Annotated in this window: 18 protein-coding genes; 14 read left to right on the top strand and 4 right to left on the bottom strand. The window is 71.6% G+C overall.

All coding sequences use genetic code 11. From position 1 onward, the window contains the following. The first annotated feature begins 5 nt into the window (after window positions 1-5). Window positions 6-1,115, top strand: a complete 1,110-nt coding sequence (locus tag ABD817_RS12090; protein ID WP_344917915.1) for a D-alanine--D-alanine ligase family protein — start codon at window positions 6-8, stop codon at window positions 1,113-1,115. Here the strand turns inward: ABD817_RS12090 and ABD817_RS12085 are convergent. Next, a complete protein-coding gene (locus ABD817_RS12085; RefSeq protein WP_344917914.1) occupies window positions 1,098-1,544 on the bottom strand; it encodes a DUF3515 family protein in 447 nt (148 codons plus the stop codon). The two genes, ABD817_RS12090 and ABD817_RS12085, sit on opposite strands and share 18 nt — an antisense overlap. Window positions 1,545-1,623: 79 nt before the next feature. Continuing rightward, entirely contained in the window at window positions 1,624-1,857 is a 234-nt protein-coding gene (locus ABD817_RS12080) for an Lrp/AsnC ligand binding domain-containing protein (protein ID WP_344917913.1), read from the bottom strand. Between the two features lie 51 nt (window positions 1,858-1,908). Between ABD817_RS12080 and ABD817_RS12075 the strand changes: the two genes are divergently transcribed. The 3 genes from ABD817_RS12075 to thiD all read left to right on the top strand — a co-directional run bounded on the left by ABD817_RS12075 (window position 1,909) and on the right by thiD (window position 5,070). Beyond that, the gene (locus ABD817_RS12075; RefSeq protein ID WP_344917912.1) at window positions 1,909-2,865 is read left to right on the top strand and encodes a thiamine-phosphate kinase; all 957 of its coding nucleotides are present in this window, start codon (window positions 1,909-1,911) and stop codon (window positions 2,863-2,865) included. Between the two features lie 225 nt (window positions 2,866-3,090). Next, the gene (locus tag ABD817_RS12070) at window positions 3,091-4,074 is read left to right on the top strand and encodes a hypothetical protein (protein ID WP_344917911.1); all 984 of its coding nucleotides are present in this window, start codon (window positions 3,091-3,093) and stop codon (window positions 4,072-4,074) included. Between the two features lie 186 nt (window positions 4,075-4,260). Next, on the top strand, window positions 4,261-5,070 hold the full coding sequence (thiD, locus tag ABD817_RS12065; protein ID WP_344917910.1) for a bifunctional hydroxymethylpyrimidine kinase/phosphomethylpyrimidine kinase: 810 nt from the start codon (window positions 4,261-4,263) through the stop codon (window positions 5,068-5,070). 180 nt (window positions 5,071-5,250) lie between these two features. On the opposite strand, the gene rpmB is transcribed toward thiD, so the two are convergent. Further along, complete coding sequence (gene rpmB / locus ABD817_RS12060; protein ID WP_012894387.1) at window positions 5,251-5,436, bottom strand: 50S ribosomal protein L28; 186 nt, start codon at window positions 5,434-5,436, stop codon at window positions 5,251-5,253. Between the two features lie 376 nt (window positions 5,437-5,812). Between rpmB and recG the strand changes: the two genes are divergently transcribed. From recG to ABD817_RS12015, 9 genes are all read left to right on the top strand, one after another. Continuing rightward, entirely contained in the window at window positions 5,813-7,984 is a 2,172-nt protein-coding gene (gene recG, locus ABD817_RS12055) for an ATP-dependent DNA helicase RecG (RefSeq protein ID WP_344917909.1), read from the top strand. A 382-nt stretch (window positions 7,985-8,366) separates the two neighbouring features. Beyond that, on the top strand, window positions 8,367-9,008 hold the full coding sequence (locus ABD817_RS12050) for an RsmD family RNA methyltransferase (protein WP_344917908.1): 642 nt from the start codon (window positions 8,367-8,369) through the stop codon (window positions 9,006-9,008). Window positions 9,009-9,023: 15 nt separating this feature from the next. Further along, the gene (gene coaD / locus ABD817_RS12045) at window positions 9,024-9,500 is read left to right on the top strand and encodes a pantetheine-phosphate adenylyltransferase (protein ID WP_329085210.1); all 477 of its coding nucleotides are present in this window, start codon (window positions 9,024-9,026) and stop codon (window positions 9,498-9,500) included. Between the two features lie 66 nt (window positions 9,501-9,566). After that, the gene (locus ABD817_RS12040; RefSeq protein WP_344918105.1) at window positions 9,567-10,118 is read left to right on the top strand and encodes a YceD family protein; all 552 of its coding nucleotides are present in this window, start codon (window positions 9,567-9,569) and stop codon (window positions 10,116-10,118) included. A gap of 1 nt (window position 10,119) precedes the next feature. Then, window positions 10,120-10,299, top strand: coding sequence for a 50S ribosomal protein L32 (gene rpmF / locus ABD817_RS12035; RefSeq protein ID WP_012894381.1), 180 nt, complete (start codon window positions 10,120-10,122; stop codon window positions 10,297-10,299). A 264-nt stretch (window positions 10,300-10,563) separates the two neighbouring features. Then, window positions 10,564-11,247, top strand: a complete 684-nt coding sequence (gene rnc, locus ABD817_RS12030; RefSeq protein ID WP_329094214.1) for a ribonuclease III — start codon at window positions 10,564-10,566, stop codon at window positions 11,245-11,247. A gap of 216 nt (window positions 11,248-11,463) precedes the next feature. Continuing rightward, window positions 11,464-12,330: a bifunctional DNA-formamidopyrimidine glycosylase/DNA-(apurinic or apyrimidinic site) lyase gene (gene mutM, locus ABD817_RS12025; RefSeq protein WP_344917907.1), complete on the top strand. Its 867-nt coding sequence runs from the start codon at window positions 11,464-11,466 to the stop codon at window positions 12,328-12,330. Beyond that, a complete protein-coding gene (locus ABD817_RS12020; RefSeq protein ID WP_344917906.1) occupies window positions 12,327-12,602 on the top strand; it encodes an acylphosphatase in 276 nt (91 codons plus the stop codon). The genes mutM and ABD817_RS12020 overlap by 4 nt, the downstream gene beginning before the upstream one ends. Before the next feature lie 191 nt (window positions 12,603-12,793). Beyond that, the gene (locus tag ABD817_RS12015) at window positions 12,794-12,988 is read left to right on the top strand and encodes a hypothetical protein (RefSeq protein WP_329085202.1); all 195 of its coding nucleotides are present in this window, start codon (window positions 12,794-12,796) and stop codon (window positions 12,986-12,988) included. A gap of 87 nt (window positions 12,989-13,075) precedes the next feature. On the opposite strand, the gene ABD817_RS12010 is transcribed toward ABD817_RS12015, so the two are convergent. After that, entirely contained in the window at window positions 13,076-13,870 is a 795-nt protein-coding gene (locus ABD817_RS12010; RefSeq protein WP_344917904.1) for an alpha/beta hydrolase-fold protein, read from the bottom strand. Between the two features lie 163 nt (window positions 13,871-14,033). On the opposite strand from ABD817_RS12010, the gene smc reads away from it, so the two are divergent. Beyond that, window positions 14,034-17,720, top strand: a complete 3,687-nt coding sequence (gene smc, locus ABD817_RS12005) for a chromosome segregation protein SMC (protein WP_344917903.1) — start codon at window positions 14,034-14,036, stop codon at window positions 17,718-17,720. Window positions 17,721-17,839 lie beyond the last annotated feature (119 nt).

The raw sequence follows: 17,839 nt of genomic DNA, 5'->3' as shown, positions 1-17,839 counted from the left end.
TCATCATGAGTGAGCAGCACGAACCTCTACCGAGGGTCGCCGTCGTCTTCGGCGGTCGCAATTCCGAGCACGCCGTCTCCATTCTCGGGGCGGGAAGCGTGCTGGGGGCCATCGACAGATCCAAGTACGAGGTGGTCCCCATCGGGATCGCCCAGGACGGCCGGTGGGTGCTCGCCTCGGGGGAGCAGCGCTACGAGATCGAGAGCGGTGAGTTGCCCGCCGTCGACGCGGCGAGCGCGACACTGGCCCTGGCGTCCGGCGGCGGCTCGCTGGTGGCGTACGACCCCGGCAGCATCCCCGTCGAGCTCGGCCGGGTCGACGTCGTCTTCCCCGTGATGCACGGCCCCTTCGCCGAGGACGGCACGATCCAGGGTCTGCTGGAGATGGCCGGGGTCCGCTACGTCGGCTCCGGGGTGCTGGCCAGCTCGGTGGGCATGGACAAGGCGTACATGAAGCTGGTCCTCGCCGCGGCCGGCCTGCCCGTCGGCCCGTACGTCGCGATCCGCGACCGCGACTGGCGGACCGACCGCGGCCGGGTCCTCAAGGAGGTCCAGGAGCTCGGCTGGCCGGTGTTCGTCAAGCCCGCGCGCGCCGGGTCCAGCCAGGGCATCTCCAAGGCCGCCAACCTGGAGGAGCTGGAGCGGGCCATCGAGTTCGCCCGCGAGCACGACCCCAAGGTGCTGGTCGAGGCCGCCGTCACGGGCCGCGAGATCGAGTGCGCGGTGCTGGAGTCGCCGGGCGACGAGGCGCCCAGGGCGAGCCTGCCCGGCGAGGTGCTGGTCCACGGCGACCACGAGTTCTTCGACTTCGAGGCCAAGTACATCGGGGATGACATGTCCCTGTCCGTGCCCGCGGACATCCCCCGGGAGACGGCGGAGGAGCTGCGGGCGATGGCCGTCCGCGCCTTCGAGGCGCTGGGCTGCGAGGGCCTGTCGCGGGTCGACTTCTTCTACACCCCCGACGGGCGGCTGATCGTCAACGAGATCAACACCATGCCGGGCTTCACCGCGATGTCGGTCGCGCCGCAGCTGTGGGCCGCCACCGGAGTGCCCTACGCGGAGCTGGTCGACCGGCTGATCCAGCTCGCGCTCGGACGCTCACCCGGTCTGCGGTAGGGCGCTCTTGATGGGGGCCGCGAGGTCGACCAGCACGTTCTGCGGGGTGTGCTCCCGCGCGATCGTCACCTCGACGTAGGACTCCCTGCCGATCGCGGTGAACAGCGTCGGCCTGGCCGGGTCGGCGTACCACGCCACCCCGTCGATCTCGGGCACCTGGTCGGTCGGTGACATCGTCACCGGCCGAGGCACCCCGCAGCGCAGGGCGATGCGCGCCTCCCCCCACACGGCGACGTAGGGGGAGGCGGGGGTGGACTCCGTCCGGTCCGCGCCGTCGAGTTTCCGCGGGAGCCGCTCGGCGAGTGCCCGGCACGCGGCGGCGGCCGGCCCCTCGGGGGCCGGTGGCTCGACCCGGACGGCGCCGCCGCAGCCCACCAGGATCAGCAGGGCGAAGGCGCACCCCGCCCGGCGGGCGAACCGCAGTGGCATGTCACGTTCCAGACGGTCGAAGGTGGGGCCGGGCACCGGCTCGGGTCCCGGACCTAAATTACGGCCCCAGACTACGGACTCAGATGTGCACGATGGGACACGTCAGCGTGCGCGTGATCCCCTCCACACCCTGGATCTGCGCCACCACGAGCTTCCCCAGCTCGTCGACGTTGCGGGCCTCGGCGCGCACGATCACGTCGTACGGCCCGGTGACGTCCTCGGCCTGCGTGACACCGAGGATGCCCGAGATCTCAGACGCCACGTTCGCGGCCTTGCCGACCTCGGTCTGGATAAGGATGTAGGCCTGCACCATAACGACCTCCCGGGCGATTGGATCAGTGCCGAAGGGCCACCGTACCCTGTGATGAACGGGAGGTGTGTCATCACAGTCGGAGATCTCGGCGAATTCGGGGTTGTTGCACGTATTGCCGGACGTTTGCCACAAGGTGGGACCGTGTTGCTCGGCCCCGGGGACGACGCCGCGGTGGTGAGCGCTCCCGACGAGCGGGTCGTCGTGACGACTGACCTGTTGATTGAGGGTAGGCACTTTCGCCGCGATTGGTCCAGTGGTTACGACATCGGCCGCAAGGCCGCGGCGCAGAACCTCTCCGACGTCATGGCGATGGGGGCCGATCCCACCGGTCTCGTGGTCGGCCTAGGATTGCCCGCCGACGCCGCCACCGGCTGGCTGGACGAGCTCACCGACGGCTTCCGCGACGAGTGTGATCTCGTCGGCGCCAGCGTGGTGGGCGGCGACATCACCCGCTGCGACCTCGTCGTGGTCGCCGTCACCGCCCTCGGCGACCTGGGCGGCCGGGCGCCGGTCACCCGGTCGGGGGCCCGTCCCGGCGACGTGGTCGCCTTCGCGGGCCGCCTCGGGCACGCCGCCGCCGGGCTCGCGCTGCTCCGCGCGGGCCTGACCGGGCCGGTGGAACTGATCGACGCCCACCGCCGTCCGCGCCCCCCCTACGCGCGCGGCCCGGAGGCCGCCGCGCTCGGCGCGACCGCCATGCTCGACGTGAGTGACGGCCTGCTCCAGGATCTCGGCCACGTGGCGGAGGCGGCCGGGGTCGCCCTCGTCCTCGACCCGGAGGCGTTCACCGTCCCGCCGGTGATGCGGGAGGCCGCCCGGCCGCTCGGCGTCGATCCGCTGGAGTGGGTTCTCTCCGGCGGCGACGACCACGCGCTCGCCGCGACCTTCCCGGCCCACGTACGGCTCCCGGAGGGCTGGAACGTGGTGGGCCACGTCATCGAGGGCGAAGGCGTGCAGGTCAAGGGCCTTTTGCTCGACCGTGGAGGCTGGGACCACTTCCGGGAGTGATGCTTACCACTTCCTGCGACATCTGTGAAAATTGCGACAAACGGTTATCTAACTGGTATGAAGATGGGCGGTCGAGATTCCCTTCGAGAAAGGGGCCATATGGGCCGCCACGGGGCAAACGGGGAAGAGGCTTCCTCGAACCGGGGGAAACGCGGGCCGGAGTCCGCTCCGGGACCAGGTCGGGAGGACGAGCCGATCGGGCGCCGGCTCCGTCCCGAGGAGTCGGTGGTCACCGAGACCCGGACGGGTTTCCTGGGGTCGGGATGGACTTCGGAGTCCGAGCTCTCCGACAGGTCTGAGACGTCCACCACGTCTACCACGTTCGACCCGTGGCCCGAGGACGAGGAGAGGTCCGGCGGGCGCGTCAGGAAGACGTTGCTGGTCATCGCCGCGGTGGCCGTGGTGCTCGGCGGGACCGTGATCGGCGTCCGGGCCCTGGCGGGCTCCGAGAGCCCGGCCGACTGCCCGCCCGCCGGTTGCGTCGCGGCGGCGTCGAACCAGCCGGTGCCCGAGGCCGACGTAACCGAACTCGCTGAGGAACCCGCTGAGGAGCCGGTGCCGGAGGACGAGCCCTCGGGGGCGGGAGACGAGACGCCGGAGCCGGATGACGAGAGGGCGAGGCCCACACCCGCCCCCGACCGCGCCTCCACCCGAGGGGGAGGCGGGGTCACCTCCACCCCCCGGCCCACGCCGACGCGGAAGGCCACCCGCGCGCCCCTGGAGACCGACGCCCCGCCCACCGACGAGCCGTCGCGCACCGACGAGTCCGCCGACGAGCCCACGTCCGGTCCCACCTCCCAGTCCCTCGTCGTCGGCGACCAGACGCAGGCTCCCACCGAGTCGCCCCTGAGCAGCGCCGGGCCCGACCCCGTGCCCACCGAGACGACCTTCAGCGCACCCCCGCCCGCCGGGGGCGCCGCGATCACGGTCGGCGCCGACGTCGTGAGCGACAGGTCGCGGAGTTACACCGTCGAACTCGTGGTCGCCGCGGACGAGAACGTCGAAAACCTGAAGGTGAGCGTGCCGGTCAGCGGGGAGGTCTCCTCGGTGACCGGGGCGGACTGGGAGCAGGTCGGCGACGACCTGGTGATCGAGTCGCCGGACGGCCTGGCCGCCGGTGAGGAGCTCGTCATCACCTTCACCGCGAGAGGTGACGCGGAGATTCCGGCCAGCTGCCAGAGCGACCAGGGAGAGTGCTCCGTCGCCTGACCCGTAGTGCCGCCACGACGGAGCCTTCCGAACCGCCCAGGTAATCCCAGAGCGGCTTTCGCCCTACACGGGGTGTCCCAGCGCGGCGGGGGCGGCGTCGGGAGGCGTGGGGGCGTGGGGAGACCCGGTGTCCGGGGACGGGGAAAGCCGGGGGAGCGCTTCGCGGGCCGGAGCGGGGCTGGTTGGATGAGGACCATGACCGTTTTGACCCCCCCTCGCGTGCTGACCGTCGCCGGATCCGACTCCGGAGGCGGCGCGGGCGTCCAGGCCGACCTGAAGACCATGCTCGCCCTCGGTGTGCACGGCATGAGCGTGATCGCCGCGGTGACCGCGCAGAACTCGGTGGGCGTGCAGGGCTACTGGGAGCTTCCCCCGGAGGCGGTACGGGCCCAGCTTGACTCGGTACTCGGTGACATCGGGGCACAGGCGGTCAAGACCGGCATGCTCGCCTCACCCGTGCTGGTGGAGACGGTGGCCGAGGTCCTGGCGAGGCTGGACGTGCCCGTCGTGGTCGACCCCGTCGGGGTCTCCAAGCACGGTGACGCGCTCCTGGCCCCCGAGGCCGTGGAGACGGTGAAGTCGCGCCTGCTGCCCACGGCCACGGTGGTCACCCCCAACCTGTGGGAGGTCCTGCAGCTCACCGGGGTGAAGGTCGAGGACGAAACCGACCTGCGCCGGGCCGCCGACGCGGTCCTGCGACTCGGGCCCGGGTGGGCGCTCATCAAGGGCGGTCACCTGCCCGGTGCCCCGGTCGACCTGCTGACCGACGGCACGCGGGAGTTCCGCTTCACCGCCGAGCGCCACGACAACCGGCACACCCACGGCACGGGCTGCACCCTGGCCTCCGCGATCGCCTCCCACCTCGCCCTCGGCGAGGACGTCCCGTCCGCGGTGGAGAAGGCGAAGGCGTACGTCACCGGCGCGATCGCGCACGGCTTCCCCCTGGGAGCGGGCATCGGCCCGGTGGACCACGCCTGGCGCCTGCGCGATTCTTGACCGGGAGGGTCTCCCGAGGTGGCGCGGCCCCTACGGCGGAATGCGTCCTGAGGCGGAGTCTCCCGAACGGGACGGTCCCTGAGGCGGGGGATGGCCCCCGAACGGGACGAAGGCCCGTCGGGGACAACGGCGAAGCCCGCCGCCCCATCGAGGGGGACGGCGGGCTTCGCGAAGGTCTGGCTAGCGGGTGACCTTGCCGGCCTTGATGCAGGAGGTGCACACGTTCAGCCGCTTCGGCGTGCCGTTCACCACTGCGCGCACGGGCTGGATGTTCGGGTTCCAGCGGCGGCGGGTGCGGCGGTGCGAGTGGGAGACGTTGTTGCCGAAGGTCGGCTTCTTAGCGCAAACGTCGCAGACGGAAGCCACGGTTCGCTCCTTTTATCAGTCGAGAGGCTCGATCCGCCGCACTGGCGGCGGTCATCGGGCACGCCGGGACGACCGGCTGGCCACACGAGGATATCCGATGTCCGGCCCTGCACGCGAACGCGAGCCGCCGTGAACGGTCGAACGGGGATAATCTCCGGAGGCAACCGTAGCGCATTCCGGGACACGCCACGGCTGATCTCCTCCGGGAGCCGGGAGCCGGGAGCCGGGATCGGGGACGGAGGCGACGGAGGCGGCCGGGGACGAGGGCGGGCGAGGCGGCCACCCGCCGCCGATCGGGGTGGAGCGAGGCGGCGCCGAGCGGCCCGATGAGCCGTGGCGGATGAATTCTGTCGCCTCGGCACGGTAGAAAACGGGGGTGACGAGCTTCGACGAGCCGCTGACGAAGGCGCTTGACCCCAAGACGGCCAAGCTGCTGGAGAGCGTTCTCGACCTGCGCACCGTCGGCGATCTGCTGCGGCACTACCCGCGGCGCTACGCCGAGCGGGGCGAGCTGACCGACCTCGACGACCTGCGGGTCGACGACCACGTCACCGTGGTGGGCGAGGTCACCAGGGCGATGCGCAGGCCGATGCGCAACAAGGGCGGCACCTGGCTGGAGGTCGAGGTCGTCGACGCCCGGGGCAGCAAGATCTACCTGTCGTTCTTCGGCAAGACGTCCCACATCGCGGAGACGCGGCTGAAGCCGGGAAGGCGCGGCATGTTCGCCGGGAAGGTCGGCGCCTTCGGCCAGGGCGAGAAACGCAAGTGGCAGCTCTCCCACCCCGAGTTCGAGATGATCGAGGAGAGCGAGACGGGCGCCGAGGAGTTCGCCGCCGCGCTCGTGCCCATCTATCCGGCGGGCAAGGACGTGACGCCCTGGGCCATCCGCAGGGCGCTGGGCGTGGTCCTCGACACGATGGGCGAGCTCGACGACTCGCTGCCCGGGGAACTGCGCGCCCGGCACAAACTCCCCGGCCTGTCGGAGGCGCTGCTGGCGATCCACCGGCCGCGTGACCACGCCGACGTGGCCAGGGCCCGCAAGCGGCTCAGGTTCGACGAGGCGTTCCTGCTCCAGGCGGTGCTGCTGCAGCGCCGGATGGTCGCGGCCTCCTGGCCCGCCACGCCCCGGCCCGCGATCTCCGGCGGGCTGCTCGCCGACTTCGACGGGCGGCTGCCGTTCGAGCTCACCGAGGGGCAGCGCGAGGTGGGCGAGGAGATCGCGGCGGACCTCGCCCTGCCCCACCCCATGCACCGGCTGCTTCAGGGCGAGGTCGGCGCGGGCAAGACCATCGTCGCGCTGCGGGCGATGCTCCAGGTGGTCGACGCCGGAGGGCAGGCGGTGCTGCTGGCCCCCACCGAGGTGCTCGCCCAGCAGCACCACCGGTCGATCTCGGCCATGCTCGGAGACCTGGCCACCGGCGGCATGTTCGGCGGCACCGCGGTCGCCCTGCTGACCGGCTCGCTGGGCGCCGCGGCCCGCCGCTCGGCCATGCTCGACGCGGCCTCGGGCGCGGCGGGCATCGTCGTCGGCACCCACGCGGTCCTTCAGGAGCGCGTCCAGTTCGCCGACCTCGGCCTGGTCGTGGTCGACGAGCAGCACCGGTTCGGCGTCGAGCAGCGCGACGCGCTCCGCGAGAAGGCCGGGGGCGGCCGTCCGCACGTGCTCGTCATGACCGCCACGCCCATCCCCCGCACCGTCGCCATGACGGTCTTCGGCGACCTCACGGTCTCCACGCTCTCCCAGCTGCCCTCGGGCCGCGCCCCGATCACCACGCACGTGGTCCCCGCCGCGGAGAAGCCGCACTTCCTCGACCGGACCTGGACGCGGCTGCGCGAGGAGATCGAGCTGGGCCGCCAGGCCTACATCGTGTGCCCCCGCATCGGTGACCTGGAGGGCGACGAGGGCGACATGTCGAAGGCCGACGACGAGCGCAGGCCGCCGCTGGCGGTGCTCGACGTGGCGGAGACGCTCTCGGCGGGGCCGTTGCACGGGCTGCGTACGGAGGTGCTCCACGGCAAGCTCCCGCCGGAGGAGAAGGAGGCGGTGATGAAGTCCTTCACCAGGGGAGAGATCGACGTGCTGGTGGCGACCACGGTCATCGAGGTCGGCGTCGACGTCCCCAACTCCTCGGTCATGGTCATCATGGACGCCGACCGGTTCGGCGTCTCCCAGCTCCACCAGCTTCGCGGCCGGGTCGGGCGCGGCGGGCTGCCCGGCCTGTGCCTGCTGGTGACCGACTCCCCGGGGGGCACACCCGCCAGGGCGCGGCTCGACGCCGTGGCGGCCACCCTGGACGGCTTCGAGCTGTCCCGTGTCGACCTGGAACAGCGCAGGGAGGGTGATGTGCTCGGTGTGGCCCAGTCGGGCCGCAGATCGTCGCTGAAGATGCTCAGGCTCCTCCGCGACGAGGACGTCATCCACGCCGCGCGCCTGGACGCCGAGGCCATGCTGGAGGCGGACCCCGAGCTGGCGGGCCATCCCGTGCTCCGCGCCGAGATCGACGGGCTCCTCACGGACGAGCGCGCCGAATACCTGGAGAAGACCTGATGGGGGGTGTGGGACGCCCGGCCCCGAGGCCCAACTGCGGGGACGGCCTCCCCCCGAATGCCGTCCCCGCTTGGGCCCACTCCCGGGTCAGGTGCCGAGAGCACCGGCGTGCGGAAGGGCTCACGATCACGCCGGTCGGCCTCCCCCTGGGTCACTTGGAGGCCGCAGGAATCATCATGCAAGGGACCGGCACCGGACGGAACGACCCTTACGCTTTCGTCGCCACTCCTTGCCCACTCTTGACCTAGATCACCTACCAGGACCCTTTTGACCTGCGGTTATGTGATGCGTCGCGACACGCCGTGCTGAGTACGACGCCCCGGGACGGGCGTGTGGACCGCGGCGGGAACGGCGCCGAGGACGGCACTGAGAGGATGGCCGGGTGAGCCGAGTCATCGCGGGAAGCGCAGGAGGACGGCGGCTGGCCGTGCCGCCGGGGCGGGGAACCCGCCCCACCAGTGACCGGGCCAGGGAGGGGATCTTCTCCACCGTGGGATCGCTGATCGGCCCGCTGGAGGGGTGCCGGGTGCTCGACCTCTACGCGGGGTCGGGGGCGCTCGGGCTCGAGGCGCTCTCCCGGGGGGCCGGCCACGCGCTTCTCGTGGAGTCGGACGCCAGGGCGATCCGGACGATCAGGCAGAACATCGCCTCGCTGGGCCTGCCGGGGGCCGAGGTCGCCGCCGACAGGGTGGAGCGGCTGCTGGCCAAAGGCCCCCAAGATGCCAAAGGCCCCAAAGATCCCAGAAGCCCCGAAGATCCCGGAGACGCCGAGGACCCCGGGGACGCCGGGAGGCCGTACGACCTCGTTTTCGCCGATCCGCCGTACGCGCTGGGCGCCGAGGAGGTGGAGGTGGTCCTCGGGCTGCTGCGCGACCGGGGCTGGCTGGCCGAGGACGCGTTGGTCGCGGTGGAGCGGGAGAGCAGGGGGAAGGATCTGGTCTGGCCTCCGGGGTATGAAGAGGAGAGGGTCCGTCGTTACGGCGAAGCGTCCGTTTGGTACGGTCGCGCCGCCGGGAATCCTTAGAGCAGGGGGTCCACCTTGCGTCGCGTTGTCTGTCCGGGATCGTTCGATCCCGTCACGAACGGTCATCTGGACATCATCGGCCGGGCTTCCCGGCAGTACGACGAGGTCGTCGTAGCCGTACTGATCAACATCGAGAAGAAGAGCCTCTTCACGGTGGAGGAGCGCATCCAGACCCTCCAGACGGTCACCAAGGAGTACGGGAACGTCCGTGTGGACAAGTTCCACGGCCTCCTGGTCGACTACTGCAGACAACAGGAGATCCCCGCCATCGTGAAGGGCCTGCGCGCGGTCAGCGACTTCGACTACGAGCTCCAGATGGCGCAGCTCAACTACCGGATGTCCGGGGTGGAGACCCTGTTCATGGCCACGGGGCCGGAGGTCTCCTTCCTGTCGTCCAGCCGCATCAAGGAGATCGTCAAGTACGGTGGGAACGTGGCCGGGCTGGTACCTGATCTTGTACAGGAACTCCTGGTCGAACGGCTCAGGGGCTAGGCCCTGCTATTCTCTTATTTCGGCCTTGCACGACGGCGATGATGCGCCATGCCTAATGAGAGCGAAATGACTCAGCACCTTGACCCCCGCGCCCCATGGGTGATCTCCACCCATGATCTGGGGCGGCGACCGGGGTCGATGCGCCGGGTGAATCTCGCTCTCCCGGCACCGGCGGACATCGGCGTCGAAATGATCGGCGTCCCCAAGGACGTCGACGTCGAGCTGGACATCCGGCTTGAGGCGGTCATGGAGGGTGTGCTCGTCACGGGCACTGCGCAGGCCCCGCTGCGGGGGGAGTGCGCACGCTGCCTGGAGCCGGTCATCTCGCGAAGCGAGGTGGGCTTCCAGGAGCTGTTCTTCTACTCGGCAGAGGATGCTGCCGAGGGTGACCCGCTTCTCGACGGTGAGCTTCTCGACCTCGAACCCGTGTTTCGCGACGCGGTTGTGCTCACACTTCCGTTGAGCCCGGTCTGCGGTGAAGACTGCGCCGGGCTCTGCGCGGAGTGCGGGGTCAGGCTGGCCGATGCCGAGCCTGGCCACGGCCACGAGGTGATCGACGCCCGCTGGGCGAAGCTGCAAGGTCTGGTTCCGGAACATAACAACGATCAGGAGAGCTGACGTGGCTGTCCCCAAGCGCAAGATGTCGCGGAGCAACACTCGCTCCCGCAGGTCGCAGTGGAAGGCCGCCGCGGTTTCGCTCGTGAGCTGCCCCCAGTGCCGCTCGCCGAAGCGTCCGCACGTGGCGTGTCCGACCTGCGGCACTTACAACCGCCGTCAGGTGATCGAGCCCTCCGCCTGATCGCATTCTGACCGACGGATGCCGGCCGGGTCCTTCACGGGCCCCGGTCGGCGTCACCGTCTGCACCCCCTGCGATGGCGGTCCGCCCGCGGCTGTGGTGGACGCCGGGGTTCGCGGTAGAACGCGTGCCCTCCCGGCGCCCACCACATCTTCGGGCATCTCTCACTCCTTCCTTCGCCATCGCGCATTCGCTGAGAGAACGTGCGAGGAGAAGCCGTGGGTACAAGCGTCAAGCCTGTCGCCGTCGAGTTCGTCAAGGAAGAGCTGGAGCGCCTCCTGCTGGTGCGCCTTGACGTCGCCATCCTGGAGCGGGCGCTGACGCACCGCTCCTACGCGTACGAGAACGGCGGCCTGCCGACCAACGAGCGCCTGGAGTTCCTCGGTGACTCGGTGCTGGGCCTGGTCGTCACCGACACCCTCTACCGCAACCACCCGGACCTGCCCGAGGGGCAGCTGGCCAAGCTCAGGGCCGCGGTGGTCAACATGCGCGCCCTCGCCGACGTGGCCCGCTCGCTGGGCCTGGGCCGCTTCCTGCGGCTCGGCCGGGGCGAGGAGGGTACGGGGGGGCGCGACAAGTCCTCGATCCTCGCCGACACCCTTGAGGCGCTCATCGGCGCCGTCTACGTGAACAGGGGCCTGGACGAGGCGTTCCGCGTCGTCCACCTGCTCTTCGACCCCCTCATCACCCGCTCCGCCTCGCTCGGCGCAGGGCTCGACTGGAAGACCTCCCTTCAGGAGCTCACCGCGTCCGAGTCGCTCGGCGTGCCCGAATACCATGTCGAGGAGAGCGGTCCCGACCACGCCAAGTCCTTCACCGCGGTCGTCCGCGTCGGTGGCGAGGCGTACGGTTCGGGGTCGGGGCGCTCGAAGAAGGAAGCCGAGCAGCAGGCCGCCGAGGCCGCCTGGAACCGCATCCGCGAGGACCGCGAGCGGCGCGAGGCGAGCTGACCCGCTCGCCCGGCGCCCGAAGAAGCAGGACCGAGGAAGCAGGACCGAACGGGGCCGCGAAGGGCGCGGGGCCAGCTAATCTGCTGACCGGCCACTCGTCGCCCGAGCTGGATCGCGACAGGTACGAATCCGGCCGCCCGCCGCACGGGTCGCCTGTTTCAGCCTGAGTTCACCCATGTCGTACGAGTGTCGTATGAGTCGCCCGAGGAGAGACGCATGCCTGAGCTGCCCGAGGTCGAGGTGGTACGCCGTGGCCTGGAGCGATGGGTCTCCGGCCGGGTCGTCGCCCGCGCCGAGGTGCTCCACCCGAGGGCGATCAGGCGGCACGTCCCCGGCGCCGTGGAGTTCTCCGCCAGGCTGGAGGGCCGCACGGTCGGTCCCGCCGAGCGCAGGGGCAAATACCTCTGGCTGCCCCTGGACGGCTCCGACGCGATCCTCGCCCACCTTGGGATGAGCGGTCAGTTGCTGGTCATGGAGCCGGACTCGGCGCCGGAGAGGCATCTGCGCGTCCGGATCGGCTTCACCGACGGCGGTCCCGAGCTGCGCTTCGTCGACCAGCGGACCTTCGGTCACGTGCTGGTGACCGGCATGACGCACGCCGGAGGCCGGGCGGTGCCCGAGCCGATCGCGCACATCGCGGCCGACCCGTTCGAGAGCCACTTCGACGACGACGGGTTCGCCCACCGGCTGCGTGCCCGGCAGACCGAGGTCAAGCGGGCCCTCCTGGACCAGTCGCTGATCAGCGGTGTCGGCAACATCTACGCCGACGAGGCCCTCTGGCGGGCCGGGCTGCACGGCGCCCGTCCCACCGCGACGCTGACCGGGCCGAAGGTGGCCGAGGTGCTGGCCGCCGCCCGGGAGGTGATGTCCGCCGCCCTGTCCGAGGGCGGCACATCCTTCGACAGTCTTTACGTGAATGTCAATGGGGAGAGCGGTTATTTCGACCGTTCCCTCGCGGTTTACGGTCGGCGCGACGAACCCTGCTCCCGGTGCGGTACCCCGATCGTCCGCGAATCGTTCATGAACCGTTCCTCCTACAGTTGTCCCCGCTGCCAGCCCAGGCCGACGGGGGTCACGGCGTGACGGACGTGCGGCTGACGGCCTGGGTGAGGGGCAGGGTGCAGGGGGTGGGTTTCCGCTGGTGGACGCGTGCCAGGGCCCTCGAACTCGGCCTGACCGGCTGGGCGCGTAACACAGAGGACGGCCGGGTCGAGGTGGTCGCGCAGGGTCCGGAGGAATCGTGCGCCAGGCTGCTTGAACTGCTCAGGAGCGGGAACACGCCAGGTAAGGTCGACGGAGTCGTCGAGCGCTGGAGCGAGACCAAAAGCGGTGTCGAGGGTTTTGTCGAGCGCTGACCACTTCCCCAAACCGCCCAAAATAAGGTATAGTTGACTGTCGAGAGTGCCTACTGGTGCATCCACCCGGAGCGTTCAGCTTGACCGCCTCCCTCACCGGTGCGACTCTTGACAAAGAACCACGCGCACCCCTCCCGCGGCAAAGAAGTGCGCGAACCAGTCTGGTCACTCAGCGTGGAGGACCCTTTACTATGGCGAAGGCTCTACTCGGCCACGTCGGCGGTCCCGACCCTCGTATGGTCTCGGAAATGCGTCGCCTCCAGCAGCGCATCCGCGATCTCGAGGGAGAGCTCACCCGGCTCCAGGCCCAGAACGACGAACTCGCGGCTAGCACCCGCGACGAGGAGTTCAACCGTCTGCAGGATCGTGAGCCGGCCCTCACCTAACGGGGCCGGGGCGGAACACACTGTCTGGGGACGCCTCGAGGGGCGTCCCTTGTCATATCGATACGTACGTCACACCCGTCACGTGCGTCATATATGTCGTGCCAGGAAGGCCAGCTGCTCGGGTAACACCCTGCGGCGGTAGGCCGTGTCCTGGCAGCCTTTGCTGATCCCTCCTTCAGCCGTGGCGCCCAGCGCCTTCAGGCCCTTCAGCATGGTCTGGGTCTGCCGGGCCCACGCGTCGCGCTCACCGCACCCCAGCCAGACCGGGATGTCGACGAGCTCGCGTAGCGGCGCCTGCGCCGCGCTCACCGTCGGGGACGCCGCGACCACCGCCCCCACCTGCTCGGGGCCGAGCTCCGCGGCGAGCCTCAGCGCCCCGGCGCCGCCCGACGACCAGCCCATCAGCCCGATCTTCGCGGTGTCCATCCCGTTCGTGTTCAGGTACGGCAGCAGCGTGCCCGGGATGTCGGCGGAGGGCCAGTCGTCGATGGAGGCGACCGCGAAGCGCCCGCCGCCCGCGGCCAGGTAGCGGTCGACGGCGTAGACGTCGAACGGCGTGCGCGCGTCCCCCGCGGCCCCGTGAAGCATGATCACCACGGGCAGCCCGTCCACGGCCCCGGGCGGCATTCCGACGATCACGCGCCGCCGGTCGACCCGGCTCCGCTGGAGCGTTCCGGGGGAGGTCACCGGAGGTTCGGGGACCGCGCCGCAGACGATCTGGGCGTACGCGCCCCGGATGCCGTCGGGTCCGGCCGCCAGGGCGGCGCCACCGAGGCCGAGCACGGCCAGCCCGCCGCCCACGAGGAAGGCGCGCCGCCTGAGAAGACCCCTGCCGCCCGATGGGTGTGATGGAGCTTCGCCCCCACCGCGTTCCGCGTCCATGCAGGGCACCATAGGCGGTGCGCGGGCGGGCGCGGGTGAAGAACGGTAGTCTTCCCGCGTGACCGAGGCCGTGGGCTGACAAGGGAAGACGCGTTCACCGGCGCCCGGGACGCGGCGCGTGACACGCCGGCCGGTGCGACCGCGCCGTGGATGGGGGGTTTCGTTGTATCTCAAGACCCTTACCCTGCGCGGGTTCAAGTCCTTCGCCTCGGCCACCACGCTCCGGTTCGAACCGGGCATCACCGCCGTCGTGGGTCCCAACGGATCCGGTAAGTCCAACGTGGTCGACGCCCTGGCCTGGGTGATGGGCGAGCACAGCGCCAAGTCGCTGCGCGGCGGCAAGATGGAGGACGTCATCTTCGCCGGCACCTCCTCGCGGGCCCCGCTGGGACGCGCCGAGGTCACGCTGACCATCGACAACACCGACGGCATGCTCCCGATCGACTACACCGAGGTGACGATCAGCCGCCTGATGTTCCGGGCGGGCCAGAGCGAGTACGCCATCAACGGCGACACCTGCCGCCTGCTCGACATCCAGGAGCTCCTGTCCGACTCCGGCATCGGCCGCGAGATGCACGTCATCGTCGGGCAGGGCCAGCTCGACCAGGTGCTGCACGCGGGACCGGAGGAGCGCAGGGCGTTCATCGAGGAGGCGGCGGGCGTCCTGAAGCACCGCAAGCGCAAGGAGAAGGCGCTGCGGAAGCTCGACGCCATGCAGGCCAACATGACCCGGCTCCAGGACCTCACCAACGAGCTGCGCCGCCAGCTCAAACCGCTGGGCCGCCAGGCCGAGATCGCCCGCAGGGCCGCCGTCATCCAGGCCGACCTGCGTGACGCCAGGCTCCGGCTGCTCGCCGACGACGTGCTCACCCTGCGGACCACCCTGGAGCGGGAGATGGCCGACGAGGAGGCCGTCCTCGCCCGCCGCGCCACGGTGGAGACCGAGCTGGAGCAGGGCCAGGTCGCCGAGTCCGAGCTGGAGGCCGCCGAGGCCGAGGCCCAGCCGCGCCTGGCCGCCGCCCAGGAGACGTTCTTCCGCCTCTCCTCCCTCCGCGAGCGCCTCAGGGGCCTGGCCGGGCTCGCCGCCGAGCGGCACCGGCACGCCACCGACACCGCCGTGGAGCGGCGCGGGCGCGACCCCGAGGACTTCGAGCGCGAGGCCGAGGAGGTCCGCGAACAGGAGCGGGTCCTGGCCGAGCTGCTCGACGGGGAGCGGGAGTCGCTCGCTGGAGCGGTGGCCCGGCGCGCCGAGACCGAGGCCGCGCTCGCCGCCGAGGAGCGGCGGCTGGCCGCGGAGGCGAGGGCCGCCGCGGACCGGCGCGAGAGCCTGGCCAGGCTCCGGGGGCAGGCCGGGGCCGCGCGCAGCCGGGCGGGGGCCGCCGAGGAGGAGATCGGCAGGCTGCGGCGTTCGCTGGAGGAGGCCGAGCAGCGCGCCGAGGAGGCGCGGGCCGAGCACGAGGGCCAGGAGCGCGCCGAGCCGTCCGCCGACCCCGCCCTCGCCGAGGAGCTGGAGATCGCCCTGGAGACGGTCGAGCAGGCCAGGGAGTCCGTCGAGCTGGCCAGGGCCGGGGTCGAGGAGGCGAAGGCGGCCGTCGCGGGCCCGAACTCCGCACTCGGCGCCGCCAGGGCCGCCCTCGCCGCCGCCCGCAAGGCCGACCAGCAGGCGCAGCGTCAGGTGGCCGCTCTGGAGGCCAGGTTCGAGGCGCTGGAGATGGGCCTGGCCGGTGGTGCCGACGGCGGCGCCGCGCTGCTCGCCGCCGACCTGGCCGGGGTGCTCGGCCCGGTGGCGACCATGCTGTCCGTGCGGTCCGGCGCGGAGGTGGCCGTCGCCGCCGTGCTCGGGGCCGCCGCCGAGGCCGTCGCCGTCGAGTCGCTGCAGAGCGCCGCCGACGCCATCGAGTTCCTCAGGGGCCACGACGGCGGCCACGCCACCCTCGTCATCGCCTCCGGCGAGGCGGGGAAGGGCTCACCCGGGCAGGTGCCCCTGGCAGGAGCCGAGTGGGCGATCGACCTGGTCACGGTCTCCGCCGAGCTGCGGGCCGCCGCCACCCACCTGCTCGCGAACGTGCTGGTCGTGGACGACCTCGCGACGGCGAGGAAGGCGGTCGAGCAGCGCCCCGAGCTGCGAGCCGTCACCCGGGCCGGTGACCTCCTGGGCGTCCACACCGCCGGGGGAGGCTCCGCGGGCGGCACCTCCGCGCTGCAGATGCGAGCCGCCCTCGACGAGGCCGCCGCCGACCTGGCCGGGGCGAGGGTCGCCGCCGAGGTGGCGGGAACGGGGCTGGAGGAGACCGCCGAGGCCGAGGCGGAGGCGCAGCTCGCGGTCGAGACCGCCCAGGCGCGGGTCGCCGAGGCGCAGACGGGCGTGCAGAACGCGCAGGCCGGGGTGAACGCGGCGCAGGCCGCCCTGGACCGGGTCAGGGCCAGGCAGCGCGACGCGGACCAGAAGGTCGCCGCGGTGGCGAAGCGGCTCGCCCAGCTGGGCGCCGCCGCCACGGCGGCCCGCGACGAGTGCGAGCGCCTGGCCAGGGGCGTACGGGCCGCCGAGGAGGCGCGCGACCGCGACGCGGCCGGTCTCGCCGAGCTGGAGGAGCGGCTCGCCGCCGCCGTCGGCGCCGAGGAGCTGGAGACCGAGCCCACCACCGACCTGCGCGACGAGCTCGCCGAGATCTGCGCGACGGCCAGGCAGGACGAGATGGAGGTCCGGCTCGCCGTACGGACGGCGGAGGAGCGGGTCAGGGGCATCGAGGGCAGGGCCGACGAGCTGACGCGCGCCGCCGAGCGTGAGCGCGAGGAGCGTTCCAGGGCGGCTGAGCGCCGCGAGTGGCGGCGCAGGCAGGCCAGGACGGCGCAGGCGGTCGTCCGGGGCGCCGAGCTGGCGCTGCGCGCCCTGGAGACCTCCCTTGGGGTCGCGGCCGGTGAGCGCGACGAGGCCGATCGGGCACGCGGGCAGATCGACGCCTCGCTCAAGGCCGTCAGGATCCGCGTCCGGGAACTCTCCGGCGAGCTGGACAAGCTGGTCAACCGGGCGCACGGCAGCGAGGTGGCCCGCACCGAGCAGCGGCTCCGCCTGGAGCAGCTGGAGGGGCGGGCGGTGGAGGAGTACGGCGTCGAGGCCGACACCCTCATCGCCGAGTACGGCCCCGGTGAGCCGGTCCCGACGGCCGACGGCGAGCCCGTCCCCTACGACCGCGACGAGCAGCTCAAGCGGGCCAGGGCGGCCGACCGTCAGATGGCCCAGCTCGGCAAGGTCAACCCGCTCGCGCTGGAGGAGTTCGTGGCGCTCGAGGAGCGGCACTCGTTCCTCACCTCGCAGCTGGAAGACCTCAAGAAGACCCGCCGTCAGCTGCTGGACGTGGTCAAGGAGGTCGACGACCGGGTCGAGCAGGTCTTCGGCGCCGCCTTCGCGGACGTGGCCCGCGAGTTCGAGACGATCTTCACGCGGGTGTTCCCCGGCGGCGAGGGCAGGCTGCTGCTCACCGACCCCGAGAACATGCTGACCACCGGCGTCGAGGTCGAGGCCCGGCCGCCGGGCAAGAAGGTCAAGCGGCTGTCGCTGCTGTCGGGTGGCGAGCGGTCGCTGACCGCGGTGGCGTTCCTGGTGTCCATCTTCAAGGCGCGCCCCTCGCCGTTCTACGTGATGGACGAGGTCGAGGCCGCGCTGGACGACACCAACACCCAGCGCCTGCTGACCCTCTTCGAGGAGCTCCGGCAGACCTCGCAGATCATCATCATCACCCACCAGAAGCGCACCATGGAGATCGCCGACGCGCTGTACGGGGTGTCGATGCGCGGGGACGGCGTCACCCAGGTCATCAGCCAGCGCCTCAGGGAACACGAGTCCGTCTGAGCCGTCCGTCGAGGATCGCCGGATTCGTTCCTCGGGCAGGCGCGGATCCGGGAGCGGTTCGAACGGGTCCCAGGGGCGGTGGTCTCTCGGCTGGGGGGCGCCGCCGGGTGGTACGGGCT

Source organism: Streptosporangium oxazolinicum, assembly GCF_039537505.1.
GTDB lineage: Bacteria > Actinomycetota > Actinomycetes > Streptosporangiales > Streptosporangiaceae > Streptosporangium > Streptosporangium oxazolinicum.
Note: the sequence above shows the minus strand (reverse complement) of the source record. Positions and strands in the feature narration are given on the sequence as shown.